This is a genomic window from Actinophytocola sp. KF-1, from assembly GCF_054661535.1.
On the sequence record NZ_BAAFVK010000003.1, the window covers coordinates 514594 to 530867 of the forward strand.

Below are 16274 nucleotides of genomic sequence, written 5' to 3' on the forward strand. Positions count from 1 at the left end.
CCGCGCCGGTCCGGCGCGTCAACGCCTTGGACGCCGGGTGGTGCCCGAGCCGGACGGGAGTGCGAGGGCTGAGCTGCCCGCCCGGCTCGGGAGGACGGACCCGGTCGTGTGGCGAGCGGCCCGTCCGGCGGGATCGTCACGCCCGTGCTCCAGTGTTCCGGGCGGGCGTGCGCACCCGCATCGGTGAAACACGGAGGAATACATCCGGCGGCCCGTGCGCTGCACGCTGTACCGAGCAGGGCATGGAGGTGGAGCGGATGGACGCCGATCGGACTCAGCTGGTCACCAACTGCGGCCGGCGACTGAGCGCCGGACGCTTCAGGATCCCGTCGAGCCCGTGCATCGAGCGGGTGGTGCTGCGCATCGACCCGGACGACGAGCACCGCGACACCGTGTGGGCGAGCTTCACCGCCGACGAGGCGGTCGCCGTCGCCCGTGCGCTCCTCGCGCAGGTGGACAAGATCCGCCCGAACTGACCGACGGCGTCGCCGCGGCGACTACGGTCAGGCGTCGAGCACCCGGCCCAGCAGACCCGCCGCGCCCGCGCTGCCGAGCGCGATGCTCCAGCCCACGGGGCCCAGCGGCGTGCACCCGAAGAACTGGCTCAACCCCGGCGTCTGGATGATCGCCGCCAGCAGCACCGCCGAACCCAGTCCCGCCGCGAGCACGGTCCGGTCGCCGCCGCCCGCGGACAGGGTCTGCGCGAGCTGGGTGCCCACCAGCGCGGCGAGCGCCACCGTCGACGCCCGGCGGCCCCGGCCCGTCAACCGGGCCGCGGTCCACGCCGCCCCCGCGCCCACCGTGGTGACCACCGCGCGGGTCGTCACGTCGCGGGTCAGTGCCTTGCCCAGCGACGCGCTCGGGCCCTCCTGCAGCAGGTCCGCCACCGACTGGCGCTCCGGGTGGGACAGCGCGATCGCCAGCGCGGGTGCGAGGTCGGTGAGCAGGTTGACCAGCAGCAGCTGCCGCGCGGTCAGCGGGGACCGCCCGGTGAGCACGGACGCGAGCACCGTGAACGCGATCTCGCCGACGTTGCCGCCCAGCAGGATGCCGAGCGCCTCCCGGACCGACGCCCACATCGCACGGCCCTCGACGAGGGCGGCGATGATCGTCTCCAGCCGGTCGTCGGTGACGACCAGGTCCGCCGCCGCGCGGGCGGCCGGGGTGCCGCGCCTGCCGAGTGCGATGCCGACGTCCGCCAGCCGGATCGCGGGCGCGTCGTTGGCACCGTCGCCGGTCATCGCGACGACCTTGCCCAGTCCCTGGTAGGTCTCGATGATCCGCACCTTCTGCGCCGGGCTGCAGCGGGCGATGACGTCCACCGACGGCAGCACCCCGGCGAGCTCGTCGTCGGCCAGGTCGTCGATCTCCGCGCCGGTCAGCACGGTGAGGTCGGCGTCCGCGCCGTTCACGCGGCCCGCCACGGCCTCCCCGGTGGCCGGGTGGTCGCCGGTGATCATCACGATCTGCACGCCCGCGTCCCGCAGCGTCGCCGCCGCGGGTGGGGCGCTCTCGCGCACCGGGTCGGACAGCGCGACGAAACCCAGCAGCGTCAGGTCCGCCACCGTCTCGTCGTCGACGTCCCCGTCGGCGCGGGGCACGGTGCGTTCGGCGACCGCCAGCACGCGGTGCCCGGCGCCCGCGAGCTTCTCGAACCGGTGCTCGAGCCGTGTGCGCGCCCGTTCGTCCAGCGGCTTCCCGTCGCCGTGCCTGGTGCAGCGGGGCAGCACGACCTCCGGCGCGCCCTTCACGCTCAGCACCGCGTCGCCGTTGGCCCTGCCCGCCGCCGCGTGGTAGCCGCGGGACGGGTCGAACGGCACCTCGCCCGCCGGCCGCCAGCCCTCGCCCGCGCTGACCCCGGCCCGCTCCGCGCCCGCCACGACCGCGCGGTCGGTCTGGTGGCTCATCTCCTCCGGGTCGTCGGCGTGCGGGGTGGCGCGGACCGCGGCGGCCAGCACCGCGCGGTGGGACTCCCGCAGGTCGTCGACGGGTGCGGTGGCGCGGCCGTCGTCCACCTCGCTGACCGCCAGCCTGCCCTCGGTGAGGGTGCCGGTCTTGTCGAAGCACAGCACGTCCACCCGGCCGAGCGCCTCGATCGTGCGCGGGTTGCGGACCAGCGCGTTGTGCTCGGCGAGCCGCCGCGCCGCCGCCAGCTGCGCCGCGTTGACCAGGAACGGCAGCCCCTCCGGCACGGACGCGACGGCCAGGTTGACCGCGGCGCCCATCGTCTCGCGCAACGGCACCCGGTGCAGCAGGCCCGCGCCCGCGACCGCGGCGGCCGACCCGAGCGCCAGCGGCAGGCTCTTGCCGGTCAGCTCCGCCAGCCTGGCCTCCACGCCGGTGGTCGGTGCGGACGCGCGTGCGGCCGCCATGCCGCGGCCCACCTCGGTCGCGTCCCCCACCGCGACCACCACGGCCACCGCGGACCCGCTCGAGATCGTGGTGCCCTCGTACAGCATCGACGCGCGGTCGGCGATCTCGGCGGCGACGACCGGCGCGGGGTCCTTGACGACCGGCAGCGACTCGCCGGTCACCGACGACTCGTCCACCTCGACCCCGGCGCCGTCGAGCAGCCTGCAGTCGGCGGGCACGACGTGGCCCGCGCCGAGCACCACGACGTCGCCGACCACCAGCTCGTCGGCCGTGACCTCGTGCTCGGCGCCGTCCCTGCGGACGGTCGCGCGCACGGCCGACCGCTTGAGCAGCTTCGCGAGCGCCCGCTCGGTCCTGGTCTGCTGCACGCTGCCGACCAGCGCCGACACCGACACGACCGCGCCGACGAGCGCCGCGTCCACCGGTGAGCCCACCGCGGCCGACAGGGCGGCGCCGCCGGCCAGCACCGGGGTCAGCGGGTTGGCCAGCTCGGCGAGGAAGGCCTTCGCGAAGCTCGTCTCCCCGCCGTCGCCGCCGTGCCCGGCCGCCGGACGGCGCCGCGCCTCGGCCGCGGTCAGGCCGTCCCGCCCGGTGCCGAGCCGGTCCAGGACGACGTCGACGGGCATGAGGTGCCACGGCGTGTTCGCCTGCGCGCGTGGTGCGCTCGCGGCCGCGGACATCAGTTTGCCCGCCCGCCACGTGCCGTCGACGAACGCCAGCGCGGCGCCGGTGTTGACCGCGCGCGTGCTCCGCGACGCCGACCGGACCGGCGTGTTCAACGCGTTGACGGCGCCGATGCCGGTCGCGGCGACGGCCAGCCGCGTGCTGTCCCGGTTGACCAGCCGCGCCGCCTGCGTGGCGGCGACGACGAGCGCGGCGGTGTCCAGGTCGGCGCCGGTGATCAGGTGCGCGCCCCACGGCGGGGCCGCGCCGCCGCGGTGCACGCCGACGCCGCAGTCGGCGGCGCCGAGCGCCCGCCGGTCCGCGGACACCAGCATCACCACGTGCCCGTCGGCCTGCAGCGACCGCACGGCGGCGACCGGGTTCCCGTCCTCGTGCCGCACCACCCGCAGCCCGGCACGCGCGGCGGCGGTGCCGAGCCCGTCGGCGCCGGGCGCGGTCTCCTCCCCGACGGCGACCAGGCCGCGCAGCCGGTCCCCTTCGGCGAGCCCCAGCACGTCGGCGCCGGACTCGCGCAGCCGCGTCCGCTCGGCGTCGGCCGTGTCACCGGTCAGGTCCAGCTCGTCGACGGGGCCGAGGTGCCAGCCGCGCCCGCTGCGGACGGCCATCGGCTCGTCGGGGTCGAACAGCTCGAACACGGTGGTGGCGAGTTCGGTGGCTGCGGTGCCGCCGACCGGCACGAGGTCGGTGAGCTGCCTGCGCCCGCTGGTGAGCGCGGCGGTGTCCACCACGAGCACGTCGACCAGGTCGAGGCGGCGGAGGACGGTGCGGTCCATGACGATCACGCCCCGGCGCGACAGGACCCGCCCGAGCTGGGCGGCGAACGCGGCGCGGCCGGTCCCTGGCGCCTTCGGCAGTGCGGCCAGCCCGGCGCCGAGCGCGCGCCGCGGCCCCGCGAACGGGGTGGCGACCGCGGTGGCGACGGCGCCGGCCGCCAGTGCCGTGCGCGCGTACCGTTCCACGTCGCCGTCGGGCAGCGGGCGCGGCCGTTCGGTCACGACCGCCTCGGCACCCGCCGCGTCGGGGCCGTCGACCAGCGACGCCTCGACCGCGCACCACGCCCGCTCGTACTCCCTGGCCTCCCGCCACTGCGCGACGCGCGTGGCGATGTCGAGTGCCGCGCCCTCGCCGCCCGCGGCGAGCCCGTGCACCAGGGCGGTGGCCATGGACAGGCGGGAGTCGGCCTTCTCGTGGCTGCCCATCCGCTCCCCGGCGAACCGGCGCGTCGCCGGGTGCATGTTCACCGCCGACAGCAGCCCGGCGACCTCGGCCGGCAGCGGCGCCCACGGCGCGATCTTGTTGACCGCCCCGAGCAGCATGCCGACGGCGTCGACCAGCACGGTCGACCGCAGCCGGGTGTGTGCCGTGCCGTCCGCCGGGTGGTGCAGGGCGTCCTCGACGAGCTTGTCCTCGTCGTCCGGTTCCTCCTCGGCCCGCTCGACGACCCGGACGAGCGCCGCGGTGCGGGGCGGCGGGTCCTCGACGCCGATCACGACCCGGGCCGTCGGCGCGTTCACCCGGGCCCACGCGACCCCGGGCTGTGCGGCCAGGCGCCGCTCGATCCGCCGCGCGACCGCGGCGCCGCCCGGTCCGTGCACACCTCGCGCCGCCACGTAGACCCGGCCGGGGCACGTCCACACGGCGCGGCTGCCTGCCCGGCCCGTCAGCCGGTCGACCCCGGCGAACGCGACCCCACCGAGTCCGCGCGCGAGACGGCCGACGCTGGTCAGCGGGTCGGGCAGCGGGACGCCGAGCAGTTCCATGGCACCTCCGGACGGGGTTCGTCGTGCCCGGATACCCACTCGGGCGGCCCGGCTCACCTGGTTTCCCCCGAACGTGCCGGGCCGCGCGCATACTGTCGGCGTGGCACCGGACCGCACCCCGAGGCAGCGCGTCGAGGCCGAGGCGGCCCGCCGCGGCCGGGAACGGTTCGCCGCGGGCTGTGTCCGCCTGCTGCGGGGTGACGACGCCGACGTGCCGCTGATCCTGCAGCTCGGTGGCCGGACCGCGCCGTGGGCGCTGGACCCCGAGCGCGACGCGGCACAGCGCTACTGGTTCCGCGTGTGGGCGGCTCGCGGCCTGCTGTGGGCGTGGCACGACAGCGCGGCGCCCGCGCTGCGGCAGGCCCTGCGGGACGAGGCGTGGCGGGTCCGCGAGATGGCGGCGAAGGTGGTCGCCCGGCACCTCCTCGGTGACCTCCTCGCCGACGTGGCCGAGCTGCGGGACGACCCCGTGCCCCGGGTCAGGGCGGCCGCCACGCGTGCCGTCGACCGGATCACCCGCGCGAGCGCCTGACCCGCCTCACCACGTGGGCCGCGCCGAGACGCCGCCGTCGACGACCAGGTTCTGGCCGGTGATCCACGCCGCCAGGGGGGAGGCCAGGAAGACGCACGCGTTGGCGACGTCGGCCGGGGTGCCGAGCCGGGTCAGCGGCGCCGCGCGCTGCCAGCGGTCGACGCCGTCCGGCCAGTCGTCCGCGAGGCCGGGACGGTCGATCAGCCCCGGCGAGACCGCGTTGACGCGGATGCCGCGCGCCCCGTACTCGAGCGCCGCGGCGCGGGCGTGCATGACCACGGCCGCCTTCGCGCTGCTGTAGTGCGCGTGGCCGGGCGCGGGCTGGGTCGCCTCGATGGACGCGACGTGGGTGACGCTGCCGCCGTCCGCCATGACCTCGGCGGCGGCCTGCGTGCACGCGAACACGCTGTCCACATTGGTCTCCAGCACCGCGCGCCAGCGCTCCGCGGACATCCCGGCCAGGTCCTCGACCGGCTGCACCCCCGCGTTGTTGACCAGTGCGTCGAGCCTGCCCGCCCACCCGGCGGCGGCGTGGACGAGGTCGTGGCACGCAACGTCGTCGGCGAGGTCCGCCCGCATGGCCGTCGCCCTGCCGCCCGCCGCCGCGATGCGCGCGACGAGCGCCTCGGCCGCCGCCGCGCCGCGGTGGTGGTGCACGACCACCGCGCTGCCCGCCTCGGCGAAGCGCCACGCGATCCCGCCGCCGATGTTCCCGCTCGCGCCGGTCACCAGCACGGCCGTGCCGCTCAGGTCCGGCAGCGCGGGGTCACGCGTCGACATCGCCGGGCATCCGGTGGGGACCCGCCGTGCGGCACAGCGCGCGCACGCGGCCGGCGACGGACGGGTACCGGGCCGCGAGGGTGTCCGCGTCGCCGCCTTCGTAGTCGGCGGGCACGAACCCCGGGGCCATCGTCGTGCCGCACAGCGCCCAGCCCTCGGGGACCTGCGCGCCCATCCACGTGCCCGCGGGCACGGTCAGCTGGACGTGCTCGTCGGGGCCGGGGCCGAGCACCTCGACCCGGGCGGTGCCGTCGGGGTCGAGCAGCAGCATTTCCAGCGGGTGGCCGCGGTAGAAGTGCCACACCTCGTCGATGGGCAGGCGGTGCAGCGCGGAGAAGTGGTCATCCTCGGCCGACAGCAGCAACATGATCGCCGACCCGGCCGGGCGCCCGGCGGCGTCCGGCGGTCCCGCCCACGTCCGCCGGTAGAGCCCGCCCTCGACCGGCAGCGGCGCCAGGTCGTAACGGGCGACGAGGCCGGCCGCTTCTTCGCTCAACACCCCCGTGATCGTGCCAGACAGGGTTGAGCAACCGTCGCCGATTGTGTTAGCGTTAACACTTCTCCACTTCTCCACTTCTCCACTTCTCCACTTCTCCACTTCTCCACTCTGCTACTTTGTGCTCTCTCGAAGCGTTCTCCTGCTCGTTAGCGATCACATGCTGTGCGGACAAGAGAGTTCGATCGTCATGCGCGTCTTCCGGCGGCTCTCGACCCTGCTCGCCAGTCTGCTCGTCACCGCGGCCACGACCGTCGTGCTCGGCACGGCACAAGCGGCGGCGGCGAACACGGCCTACGTCATGGCCTACTTCACCGAGTCGCCCCAGATGGCGGGGGCCGACTACGGCCTGCACCTGGCGGTGAGCCAGGACGGGCTCAACTGGACGCCGCTCAACGGGAACAACCCGGTCACCACCCCGACAGCGGGCACGCGCGGGCTGCGCGACCCCTACGTGTTCCGCAAGCAGGACGGCACGTTCGTCGTCCTCGCCACCGACCTCAACGGCACGGACTTCACCCAGAACAACCAGTACCTGCACGTGTGGGACTCGACGGACCTGACGAGCTTCACGGGGTACCGCCGCGTCCGCATGCACACGCTGAACACGCACACGTGGGCGCCGACCGCGTTCTGGGACGCGGCGAGGAACCAGTACGGGATCGTCTACTCCGCCAACAACGGCAGCGACGTGTTCCTCGTCAACTACACGTCGGACTTCCGGACGGTGAGCGCGCCGCAGGTCTTCTTCTCCCCCGGTTTCGGTGTGCTGGACGGCGACATCGTCGTCGACGGCGGCACGACCTACCTGTACTACAAGAACCTCGCGAACGGACTCCTGTACGGGGCGCGGTCGTCGACCGGCGCGCCGGGCAGCTTCACCACGTACACCAGCGGGGTACGGCAGGGCAACGCCATCGAGGCGCCGCTGCTGGTGAAGAACAACGACGGCGGCGGCTGGCGGCTGTGGGGCGACTCGTTCAGCCCCGTCAACAACGACTACTACGCCTGGTCGAGCACGAACATCGGCGGCGGCGCGTGGACGGTGCTGAACCAGCGCGACTACACGCCGCCCCTGAACGCCAAGCACGGCTCCATCGCGGGCATTTCCACCGCCGAGTACAACGCGCTCGTCGCCCGCTGGGGCACGCCGAACTGGGTGCGGCTGAAGTCGTCGAACTACCCGGACCGGTTCGTGCGGCACGCGAACCACGTCGGCAGGCTCGACCCGTACCCGTTCGACCCGTACCAGGACCAGCTGTGGCGGATGGTGCCCGGCCTGGCCGACGCGACGGGTGTGTCGTTCGAGTCCGTGAACTACCCGGGTCAGTACCTGCGGCACTACGACTACGCGGTGCGGCTCGACGCGAACGACGGCACCGCGACGTTCCGCGCCGACGCCACCTTCCACCGCACCGCGGGTCTCGCCGACGCCGCGTGGTCGTCGTTCCGGTCGTACCACAACCCGGCGTACTACCTGCGGCACCACGACTTCGTGCTGCGGATCGACCCGATCGCCACCGCGACCGACCGCCAGGACGCCACCTTCCGCGTCGCGCCATGACGCGCGTCCGGCGAACACCGAGGACTCCGGGATCACGCCGCGGCCCCACCCGGCGACGGGCTGACCGGCTGCCGTCAGGTGGTGCGGCGCAGCGTGAGGCGGCGGGTGCCGTCCTCCTGCACCTCGTCCGTGGCCACCTCGTAGCCGTGCGTCTCCGCGTACCGGAGGGTGGCCGCGTAGCTGTAGGTGTGGGTGAGCTTGGTGAGCCACCCCCGGCCGTACCGCCGCCGGTCGAAGTCGCTGATGATGGCCTCGAACGTGTCGTCGGGGCGGCGGGCGAAGCCGATGTCGTTGCTGGCCGCGCCGATGTGCTCGCGGCGCACGATCACCTCGGCCTTCTCCGGCCGGGCGTCGCCCTGGTAGCCGTACAGGGTCTGGGGCTGGTCGTGGACCTCCACGTGCGGCAGGCCGACGGCGCGCAACGCCTCGGCGAGCACCTCGGCGTCCCGCAGCTGGGTGCGGATGCGGGTGAAGTGGGACAACGGGTTTCTCCCTTCATGCCAACTGGACGACCGGGTGCCCGTCCAGCACCCAGATCCGTCGCTCGATGTCGAACGCCGAGACGGTCAGGCGTTTCTGCGCGTCGATGCGGAAGTCCAGCCGGAACCGGTCCACGCCCGCCGCCGCGGGCGGGTCGGCGTGCAGGAACGTCGGGCTGTCCTCGTTGAGCCACAACGACGACCGCTCCTGGCGCTGTTGCGCGGTCACGGGCACGGTGCGGGCGCCGCCGCGGGCGTCGAACACGATCTCGAGGTCCGCGCCGCCACCGCCGGTGGCGTGGGTCAGCTCGTGGATGGCGAGCCCGAGGCGCCGCTGGCCGTGGTGGATCGCCTTGATGGTGATCGACTTGACCGGCTCCGGCGTCGGGTACGGGGTGCCCGCCTCGACGATCGGCTCGTACTCGTAGGCGCCGGTGCGTGCCTCGACGTGCCGGATCGCGTAGTCGTGCTGGATGTGGTCGTGCAGCTCGCGCCCGCCCGCGATGCCCGCCGCGCCCGCCGCCACCGCTTCCAGCGGCCGGTCGAGGTGCACGCGGTCCGGTTCGAACTGCAGGTGCACCAGGTCCTGCACGGCCGGGATCAGGCTCGTGCCGCCGACCAGGAACACGCCCGCGAACCCGTCGGCCGGGTAGCCCTTCGCGGCCGCGCCCTCGAGCGCCTTGCGCAGCGCGCGGTTCACGCGGCCGAGCACGTCCTTGTCCCGCAGCAACCGTTCGAACCCCGGCCGCGTGATCTCCGCGCGGTAGACCCTGCCGGTCACCGGGTCGGTCGCGGCGATCTCGGTCTCGTCGACGTTCGTGAGCGCCACCTTCGCCGTCTCCGCCGCGTGCAGGAGCCGCCGGAACACGCGGTTGTGGGTGAGCGGGTCGCCGTGCGGCAGCCGGGCCTGCGCGGCCGCGTGCTCGGCGAGCAGGGCGTCGATGTGGTTGCCGCCGAGGTCGAGCCCGACCTTGGCGACCGCCCGCACCCCCGCGCCCGCGCCGGCCGCCGGGTCCTCGACGCGCACCACCGAGACGTCCAGCGTGCCCGCGCCGAAGTCGAACACGCAGAACACGTCGCCGGGGCTCATGCGGGCGCTGTAGCCGACGGCGGCGGCGGTCGCCTCGTCGACGACCCGCAGCCGGGTGCCGCCGATCCCGGCGCCCACCTCGCGGACGAGCCAGTCCCGGTAGGTGTCGAACGCCTCGACCGGTGCGGTCGCCACGATCTCCAGGTCCTCGGCGCCGACGGTGAGCACGGCGAGTGCGGTCACGTCGCCGAGGAACTGGGTGGCCGCCTCCCGCGCGGTCACCTTGCGGTCGCCGACGTGCCGCGCCACGTCGATGGCGCGGCCGGTCACGTTGCTCTTCGTGGACTGGAACACGGTGACGTCCGGGTCGGACAGCAGCTCGGGCCGCGCCACCACCTGCGCGCCGACCCAGCGCTGCTGCCCGCCGTGGTGGTAGGCGATCAGCGACGGCACCACCCGCTGCGTGACCCCGGTGCCCGCCGGCCGGCTCGTGTCGACCCCGTCGAGCGGCACCGGCTCGCCGCGCCCGCGTACGTCGTCCCACCGCGCCACCACCGTGTTCGCGGTGCCGAAGTCGATGCCGATCCTGGCCGTCAAGCCGAACCTCCCAGAGCGATGTCGTCCCCCCGCGCGTGCGCCGGGCCTGCCGGGCCGATCGCGACGTCCACGGCGAACCGGTGCACGAGGCATGCGTACAGCAACTCGAGGAACGGCAGCGCCCTCGGGTCCGTGGTCCGGCGCCTCAGCTGGGCGGCGACCAGTGCCACGTCCGCGGGCGTGGTCGCGGCGAGCGGCCGGTGCGCCAGCTCCGCGATGCCCGTGGCCATCGTCAGGTCGGTCATGGTCACCCAGCCGTCGCCGCCGACCGCGAGCCGGTTGCCGTACTTGGCGAGGAACGTCGGGCTCAGCCCGGCGAGCCGGTCCGGTACGGGCGCGTCGGCGAGCGTCGCGACGTCGAGGAACCGCAGCCGCCGCGTGTCCCCCGCCGCGTCGATCACCGCGAACACGCCGGCCCGCGGCAGGAACACCGGGCAGGCGGGCACGGCGACCTGGCCGAGCTGCCGCTCCGCGACCGGGCGCAGTTCGCCGTCGGTCAGCCGCCAGGTCCGCAGCACCCGCTCGGCGTCCACGCCCGCCACCTGGCCGGGGCCGCGGAACGCCAGGCACGACGCGTCGCCCGGCCGGAACGGGACGCCCGGCGCGAGCGGGTGCAGGTCCGTCCCGGCCACCCGCACCAGGTGCAGGTGGCCGTCGCCGGCGAGCGCGAACCGGCCGGTCGCGGGGTTCGTGGCCATGGTCCACGCGCGGCGCGGGTACGGCGGGACGATGCCCAGCCGGGCGCGCACGTCGACGACACGCGGCCGGAACCCGGTGGCGCCCTCCTCCTGGAGGTACAGCCACACGGTCTCGTCCTGGTCGGCGCCGAGCGCCGCGAACCCCTCCGCCGTCCTGGCGAACCCCCAGACGATCTGGCGGACGGGCGTCCGGTACCGCGGTCCCGTCCCGCCTGCACGCGCGAGCCAGCCGTTGGCGAGGTGGCCGTCCTCGCCGGGCAGCGGCGGCTGGTGCCTGCCCGCCATCACCAGTGCGTCGCCCCGCAGCGCGAGCAGCGCGCGGAGGTTGGCGGCCGTGTGCCGCGCCACGCGCACCGGGCGGTCCGGGGCGAACGTGATCACCTCGACCTCGTCGCCGGTGCCGACGGCGACCCGCGGCGCGTCCGGCTCGACCGACAGTCCCGCGACGGTGCCGGGCACCTGGGCACGCACCGTCCACGGGGTGCCGACGACCTCCCGTGACGCCGTGACCGCGCCGAGGTCGGCGCTGGCGAGCAGGTCGAGGAGGGCGGCGTCGTCGCCGTCGGGCCGCCAGCCGTCGAACCGGGTGACCGCCCGCGCCGCGTCGACCGCCGGGAGGTCCCGCGCGAGTGCCCAGAGCGCGGGCCAGTCCCGCCGCGCGGCCAGCGCGTCGACCAGGTACCGGGTGTCGAGCCGGGCGGACCGGTCGCCGCGCACCATTTCGGCCAGCGCCCGCACGACGCCGGGTTCACCCGCGGCGTGCTGCCGGATGCGCGCGCGTTCCTCCTCCCGCGCGCCGCGGTAGGCGAGCACGAGCAGCGAGTGGTCCGGGTCCGCCAGCCGGTACCGCTCGTCCTGCCCGGTCAGCAGGAAGAACACGGCCGCCCGGTGCGGGTCGGCGGGCGCGAGCCGGTGCCCGGCGCAGAACGCGGCGAGCACCTCGTCGGTCAGCGCGGCCTCGCACGCCGCGTCCACGAGGTCCTGGGGTCCGTCGACGATCCGCGCCCGCGCCAGGTCGCCGACCGGGTGGCCGGTGCGCCGGGCCGCGGCCACCACGTCCGCGGCGGCGGCCTTCATCCCCAGTGCGACCAGGCTCGGGCCGCCGCCGCTGCGGGGCCGCCGCCACGTGGACAGCGCCGCCCACGCCTCGTCGTCCGGGCCGGCGAGCCACAGGTCCCACACCGCGTCGACGGCGTCCTGGGCGCCCCGGGCGCCCGCCTTCAGCAACCGCCGCAGCGCCCGCCGCCCCTTCGGTCCACCGCCCCTGGCCGCCGCCAGGAGCCGTTCGGTCCTGGTCACTCGTCGTCTCCCAGGGCGATGTCGTCGGCCCACGCGCTGAGCGCGTCGCCGTCCCCGAGCGCCACGTCGGTCCCGAACCGGTGCACCAGGCAGTCGTGCAGCAGCTCGAGGAACGGCCGCGCGGCCGGGTCGGCCGACTGCCTGCGCAGCTGGGCACGCACGAGCGCCACGTCGGCGGGGGTGGTGCCGGCGAGTGGCCTGGCCGCGAGTTCCGTGACGTCCCACCGGATCCGGGCGTCGGTCACCGTCACCCAGCCGTCCCCGCCGACCACGAGCCTGCCGCCCGCGGCGGTCAGGAACGTCGGGCGGAGCCCCGCGAGCCCGGCCGGCGCCGGCGTCTCGGCGAGGCTCACCGGGTCGAAGCCGCGCACCCCGTCCGTGTCGATCACGGCGAGCACGCCCGCGTCGGCCAGGTACACGGGGCACGCCGGCCCGTTGACGGGTCCGAGCCGCCACTCCCCCACCACCGTCAGCCGCTGCCGGTCACGCCGCCACATCCGCAGCACCCGCTGCGCGTCGACGCCGGCGAGCTGGTTCGGCCCGCAGAACGTGACGCACGGGACCGAGCCGGGCGCGAACGGCGTCGCGGCCATGAGGGCCATCGCACGGGGCTTGCGCGTCAGGTACAGGCGCGCGCCGTCGGCGAGCGCGATCCGCCCGCTCCCCGGGTCGGTGGTCATCTGCCATGCGGGGGCGGTCGCGGTGGACCCGAGGCGGTGGACCACGTCGTGACGGCGCCACAGCTGGGCGAACCCGTCCCGGTCGGCACCGGGGACGCGGTACACGACCACGTGCGGGGCGTGGCCGGAAGTCAGCGCCACGAACCCCTTCGGCGTTCTGGCGAGGTCCGTCACCGGCTGGTCGGTGGACATCGTGCGGATGCCGCGGATGAGGTACCCGCGCCCGGAGTGTTCGTGGGTGCCGCCGCGGACCACCGTGCCGTCGTCGAGCACCAGCACCGCGCGCCCGGTGACGCCCGCCCGCGGCATCCCGCGCACGAGGTCTCCCCGCCGGACGTCGAACTCCTGGACGAAGTCCGTGCCCGCCACCGCGATCCGCTGCCCGTCGGGGCCCATCGACCCGCAGGTGACCCGGCCGCGCACCTCCGCGCGCGCCGTCCACGGCCGGGCGACCGCCGCCCACGACGTGGTGAGCGCCGCGCGGTCGGCCTGCCGGAGCAGGTCGAACAACTCGATGTCGTCGCCGCCGGGCCGCCAGCCGTCGAACCGGGCGACGGCGCCCGCGGCGTGGTCGACCGGGAGGCCCTTGGCCAGCTCCCAGAGCCCGGCCCAGTCGCGGCGCCCGGCGAGCGCGTCGACGAGGTAGCGGGCCTCCGGATCCGTGATCCCCGCCAGCCGGTTCCTGCGCACCGTCTCGGCCAGCACCCGCACGAGGTCCGGCTCCTCCGCCGCACGCTGCCGGATGCGGGCCCGTTCCTCCTCGGGCGCGGTCCGGTAGGCGAGGCCGACGAGCGAGTGGTCCGGGTCGGCGTACCGGTACTTCTCGAGCTGCCCGGTCAGCAGGAAGAACACGGCCGCGCGGTGCGGGTCGGCGGGTGCGAGGTGGTGCTCGACGCAGAACGCGGCGAGGCCGTCGTCGGCCGTCGCCGCCGCGCACACCGCGTCCACGAGTTCCTGCGACCCGTCGAGGACCGCGGCGCGTGCGGTGGCCTGGATCGGGTGCCCGGCACGGCCCGCGGCGTCGACCACGTCCGGGATCGCGGCCGGTTCGCCGAGGGCGACCAGGCTCAGCCCGCCGCCGCTGTGGGGCCGCCGCCACCTGTCCAGCGCCGCCTGCACCTCGGCGACCGGGTCGGCGAGCCACACGTCCCACAACGCGTCGATCGCGTCCCGGTCGCCGCGGTCACCGGCACGCACCAGCCACCGCACCGCGCGGCGGGCTCGCCAGCCGGTGCCGTGTGCCCGCGCCGCGCGCCGGGCGACGCCGGCGGTCACGACCGCCCGCCCAGCGCGATGTCGTCGGGCCGCGCGGCGACCGCCGTGCCCGTGCCGAGCGCGATGTCGCCGCCGAAGCGGTGCTCGAGGCACGTGCGCAGCACGGCGAGCAGCGGCCGGGCCACCGGCTCGGCCCGGCCGAGCCGGGCGCGCACGGTGTGGAGGTCGGCCGGGGTGGCGGCGGCGAGCGGCCGGGTGACGAGCTCCGACAGCAGCACCTCGAACACCTCGACGAAGTCGCGGTAGCCGACGCCGAACCAGGCGGCGTCGGGCGACGCGAACAGGGCCACCGGGTCCTCGCGGTTCGTGAACCGGGCGGGCACGGGGACCTCGGTGAGCGTGTCGCGGTCGAGGAACAGCACGCTGCGGCCGGTGTTGTCCGACAGGTCGTTCATGGCGATCACACCGAGCCAGGGCAGGTCCACCGGTTCGACGGCCTTGATCGCGCGTTCGGCGGTCAGGTGCGGCTCGCCGTCGTCGATCCGCCAGACGCGCACCACGCGGCGGTCGTCCTGCCCGACGAGCCGGCCGGGGCCGGAGAACGCGAGCCGGGGCACCACCCCGCCCGTGAAGGGGAGGGCGGCGAGCGGTCGCAGCCCGCCCGCGGTGATCCGCGCCAGGTGCAGCCCGGCCCCGGCGAAGGCGATCAGGCCGTGCACCGGTTCGACGGCCATCGCCCACTGCGCACTGGCGTGCCGCGCGGGGATCCCGAGGGCGCCGCACACCTCGAGCGTGCGGCGCTCGTAGTCGCCGAACCGGTGGCCGCGGCCGGACAGGAGGTGCAGGTGGAGCCGGTCGTGGTCGCCGAGGGTCAGAGCGGCGAACCCGTCGGCGGTGCGCGCGAGCGCGCGTGCGCGGTGGAACCTCGCGGTCCTCGTGGACTCGGCGGGGTCGCCGAGGTAGCCGCTCGCGGTGAACCCCGTGTCGCCCGGTTCCTGGCCTCCGTAGGAGTAGACCTGCATGCCGTCGTCCAGGGCGAGCACCGTGCTGTTGTGGCGGACCGGCCACGTCTCGACGAGTCCGCCGTCGGGGAAGGTGCACACGTGCACCTGGCGCGTGCCGCCGACGACGAGGTGCCGCCCGTCCGGCGCGATGGAGCCGTTCGTGGTGTTCCGCAGGGGAAGGCGGATCGTGGCGGCGAGCGCGCGGTGGGACGCGGCGAGCGCGTCCGGGTCGGCGGCGGCCAGCGCGTCGAACAGCGCGCCGTCCGCGCCGTCGGGGCGGGGACCGTCGAACCGGCGCACCGCGCGGACGGCGTCCAGCATCGGCAGGTTCTTGGCCAGTTCCCACAGCGCAGGCCAGTCCTGCCTGGCCGCGAACGCGTCGACGAGGTAGCCTGCCTCGCCGTCCCCCAGCCTGGGGCGGGCGAGCGTGCCCGCCAGGGCACGCACGAGATCGGGGTCCCCGGCGGCCTCGGCGCGGATCCTGGCCCGTTCGTCCTCGGCCGCGCCCCGGTAGGCGACGGCGAGCAGCGAGTGGTCCGGGTCGACGAGCCGGTACTGCTCGCGCTGCCCCGTCAGCAGGAAGTACACCGCCGCCCGGTGCGGGTCCGACGGCGCCAGCCGGTGTTCGACGCAGAACGCGGCGAGGCCGTCGTCGGACAGCGCGGCCGCGCACGCCGCGTCGACGACGTCCTGGTCCCCATCGAGGATGGCCGCCCGCGCGGTGGCCGCGACCGGGTGCGGCGAACGGCACGCGGCGGCGGCCACGGCCACCGGGTCGGCCGGTGCCCTCAGCGCGACGAGGCTCTGCCCGCCGCGGGTGTGCGGTCTGCCCCACCGCGACAGCGCGGCCCACAGCCGCTGGTCCGGCGTCTCGAGCCACAGGTCCCACGCCACGTCCGTGGCGACCGGGTCACCGCGATCGCCGGCACGCACCAGCCGCCACAGCGCCCACTGCCGGGACAGGCCGCCGCGGTGCACCCGCCTCGCCACCGAGTGGGCCGTGAACCGGTCGAACCCCATCAGCGGTCCCCCATCCCGGCCACCGGGTCGCCCGCGCAGGTCCCCGGCCGCTCCGCCCGTCGC

At 75.7% G+C, this 16274-nt stretch carries 11 protein-coding genes; 3 read left to right on the forward strand and 8 right to left on the reverse strand.

From position 1 onward, the window contains the following. Positions 1-257 precede the first annotated feature (257 nt). Positions 258-476 (forward strand): hypothetical protein, encoded by a 219-nt coding sequence (locus tag ACYQ77_RS12135; RefSeq protein WP_459710406.1) that lies wholly within the window; start codon positions 258-260, stop codon positions 474-476. 27 nt (positions 477-503) lie between these two features. On the opposite strand, the gene ACYQ77_RS12140 is transcribed toward ACYQ77_RS12135, so the two are convergent. Continuing rightward, entirely contained in the window at positions 504-4817 is a 4314-nt protein-coding gene (locus tag ACYQ77_RS12140; protein ID WP_459710408.1) for a cation-translocating P-type ATPase, read from the reverse strand. 100 nt (positions 4818-4917) lie between these two features. Between ACYQ77_RS12140 and ACYQ77_RS12145 the strand changes: the two genes are divergently transcribed. After that, positions 4918-5349, forward strand: a complete 432-nt coding sequence (locus ACYQ77_RS12145) for a HEAT repeat domain-containing protein (protein WP_459710409.1) — start codon at positions 4918-4920, stop codon at positions 5347-5349. A gap of 6 nt (positions 5350-5355) precedes the next feature. On the opposite strand, the gene ACYQ77_RS12150 is transcribed toward ACYQ77_RS12145, so the two are convergent. Next, entirely contained in the window at positions 5356-6129 is a 774-nt protein-coding gene (locus ACYQ77_RS12150; RefSeq protein ID WP_459710411.1) for an SDR family NAD(P)-dependent oxidoreductase, read from the reverse strand. Next, complete coding sequence (locus ACYQ77_RS12155; protein ID WP_459710413.1) at positions 6116-6628, reverse strand: cupin domain-containing protein; 513 nt, start codon at positions 6626-6628, stop codon at positions 6116-6118. Before ACYQ77_RS12155 ends, ACYQ77_RS12150 begins: the two co-directional genes overlap by 14 nt. A 187-nt stretch (positions 6629-6815) precedes the next feature. Between ACYQ77_RS12155 and ACYQ77_RS12160 the strand changes: the two genes are divergently transcribed. After that, positions 6816-8189 (forward strand): glycoside hydrolase family 43 protein, encoded by a 1374-nt coding sequence (locus tag ACYQ77_RS12160; RefSeq protein ID WP_459710415.1) that lies wholly within the window; start codon positions 6816-6818, stop codon positions 8187-8189. A 74-nt stretch (positions 8190-8263) separates the two neighbouring features. Here ACYQ77_RS12160 and ACYQ77_RS12165 read toward each other — a convergent pair whose 3' ends face one another. Genes ACYQ77_RS12165 through ACYQ77_RS12185 form a run of 5 tightly spaced genes read right to left on the reverse strand, consistent with a single transcriptional unit; the run spans position 8264 to position 16211 of the window. Beyond that, entirely contained in the window at positions 8264-8671 is a 408-nt protein-coding gene (locus ACYQ77_RS12165; RefSeq protein WP_459710417.1) for a DUF1257 domain-containing protein, read from the reverse strand. Positions 8672-8684: 13 nt separating this feature from the next. After that, on the reverse strand, positions 8685-10295 hold the full coding sequence (locus ACYQ77_RS12170; RefSeq protein ID WP_459710419.1) for an Hsp70 family protein: 1611 nt from the start codon (positions 10293-10295) through the stop codon (positions 8685-8687). Next, positions 10292-12292: a hypothetical protein gene (locus ACYQ77_RS12175; protein WP_459710421.1), complete on the reverse strand. Its 2001-nt coding sequence runs from the start codon at positions 12290-12292 to the stop codon at positions 10292-10294. The genes ACYQ77_RS12170 and ACYQ77_RS12175 overlap by 4 nt, the downstream gene beginning before the upstream one ends. Continuing rightward, on the reverse strand, positions 12289-14247 hold the full coding sequence (locus tag ACYQ77_RS12180; RefSeq protein ID WP_459710423.1) for a hypothetical protein: 1959 nt from the start codon (positions 14245-14247) through the stop codon (positions 12289-12291). Before ACYQ77_RS12180 ends, ACYQ77_RS12175 begins: the two co-directional genes overlap by 4 nt. Beyond that, positions 14244-16211 (reverse strand): hypothetical protein, encoded by a 1968-nt coding sequence (locus ACYQ77_RS12185; RefSeq protein WP_459710424.1) that lies wholly within the window; start codon positions 16209-16211, stop codon positions 14244-14246. Before ACYQ77_RS12185 ends, ACYQ77_RS12180 begins: the two co-directional genes overlap by 4 nt. Positions 16212-16274 lie beyond the last annotated feature (63 nt).

What these genes read in the sequence shown, in the direction of transcription:
- ACYQ77_RS12140 (WP_459710408.1), bottom strand. Translation starts at nt 4,817, where the DNA reads ATGGAACTGCTCGGCGTCCCGCTGCCCGACCCGCTGACCAGCGTCGGC.
- ACYQ77_RS12185 (WP_459710424.1), bottom strand. Translation starts at nt 16,211, where the DNA reads ATGGGGTTCGACCGGTTCACGGCCCACTCGGTGGCGAGGCGGGTGCAC.
- ACYQ77_RS12150 (WP_459710411.1), bottom strand. Translation starts at nt 6,129, where the DNA reads ATGTCGACGCGTGACCCCGCGCTGCCGGACCTGAGCGGCACGGCCGTG.
- ACYQ77_RS12135 (WP_459710406.1), top strand. Translation starts at nt 258, where the DNA reads ATGGACGCCGATCGGACTCAGCTGGTCACCAACTGCGGCCGGCGACTG.
- ACYQ77_RS12160 (WP_459710415.1), top strand. Translation starts at nt 6,816, where the DNA reads ATGCGCGTCTTCCGGCGGCTCTCGACCCTGCTCGCCAGTCTGCTCGTC.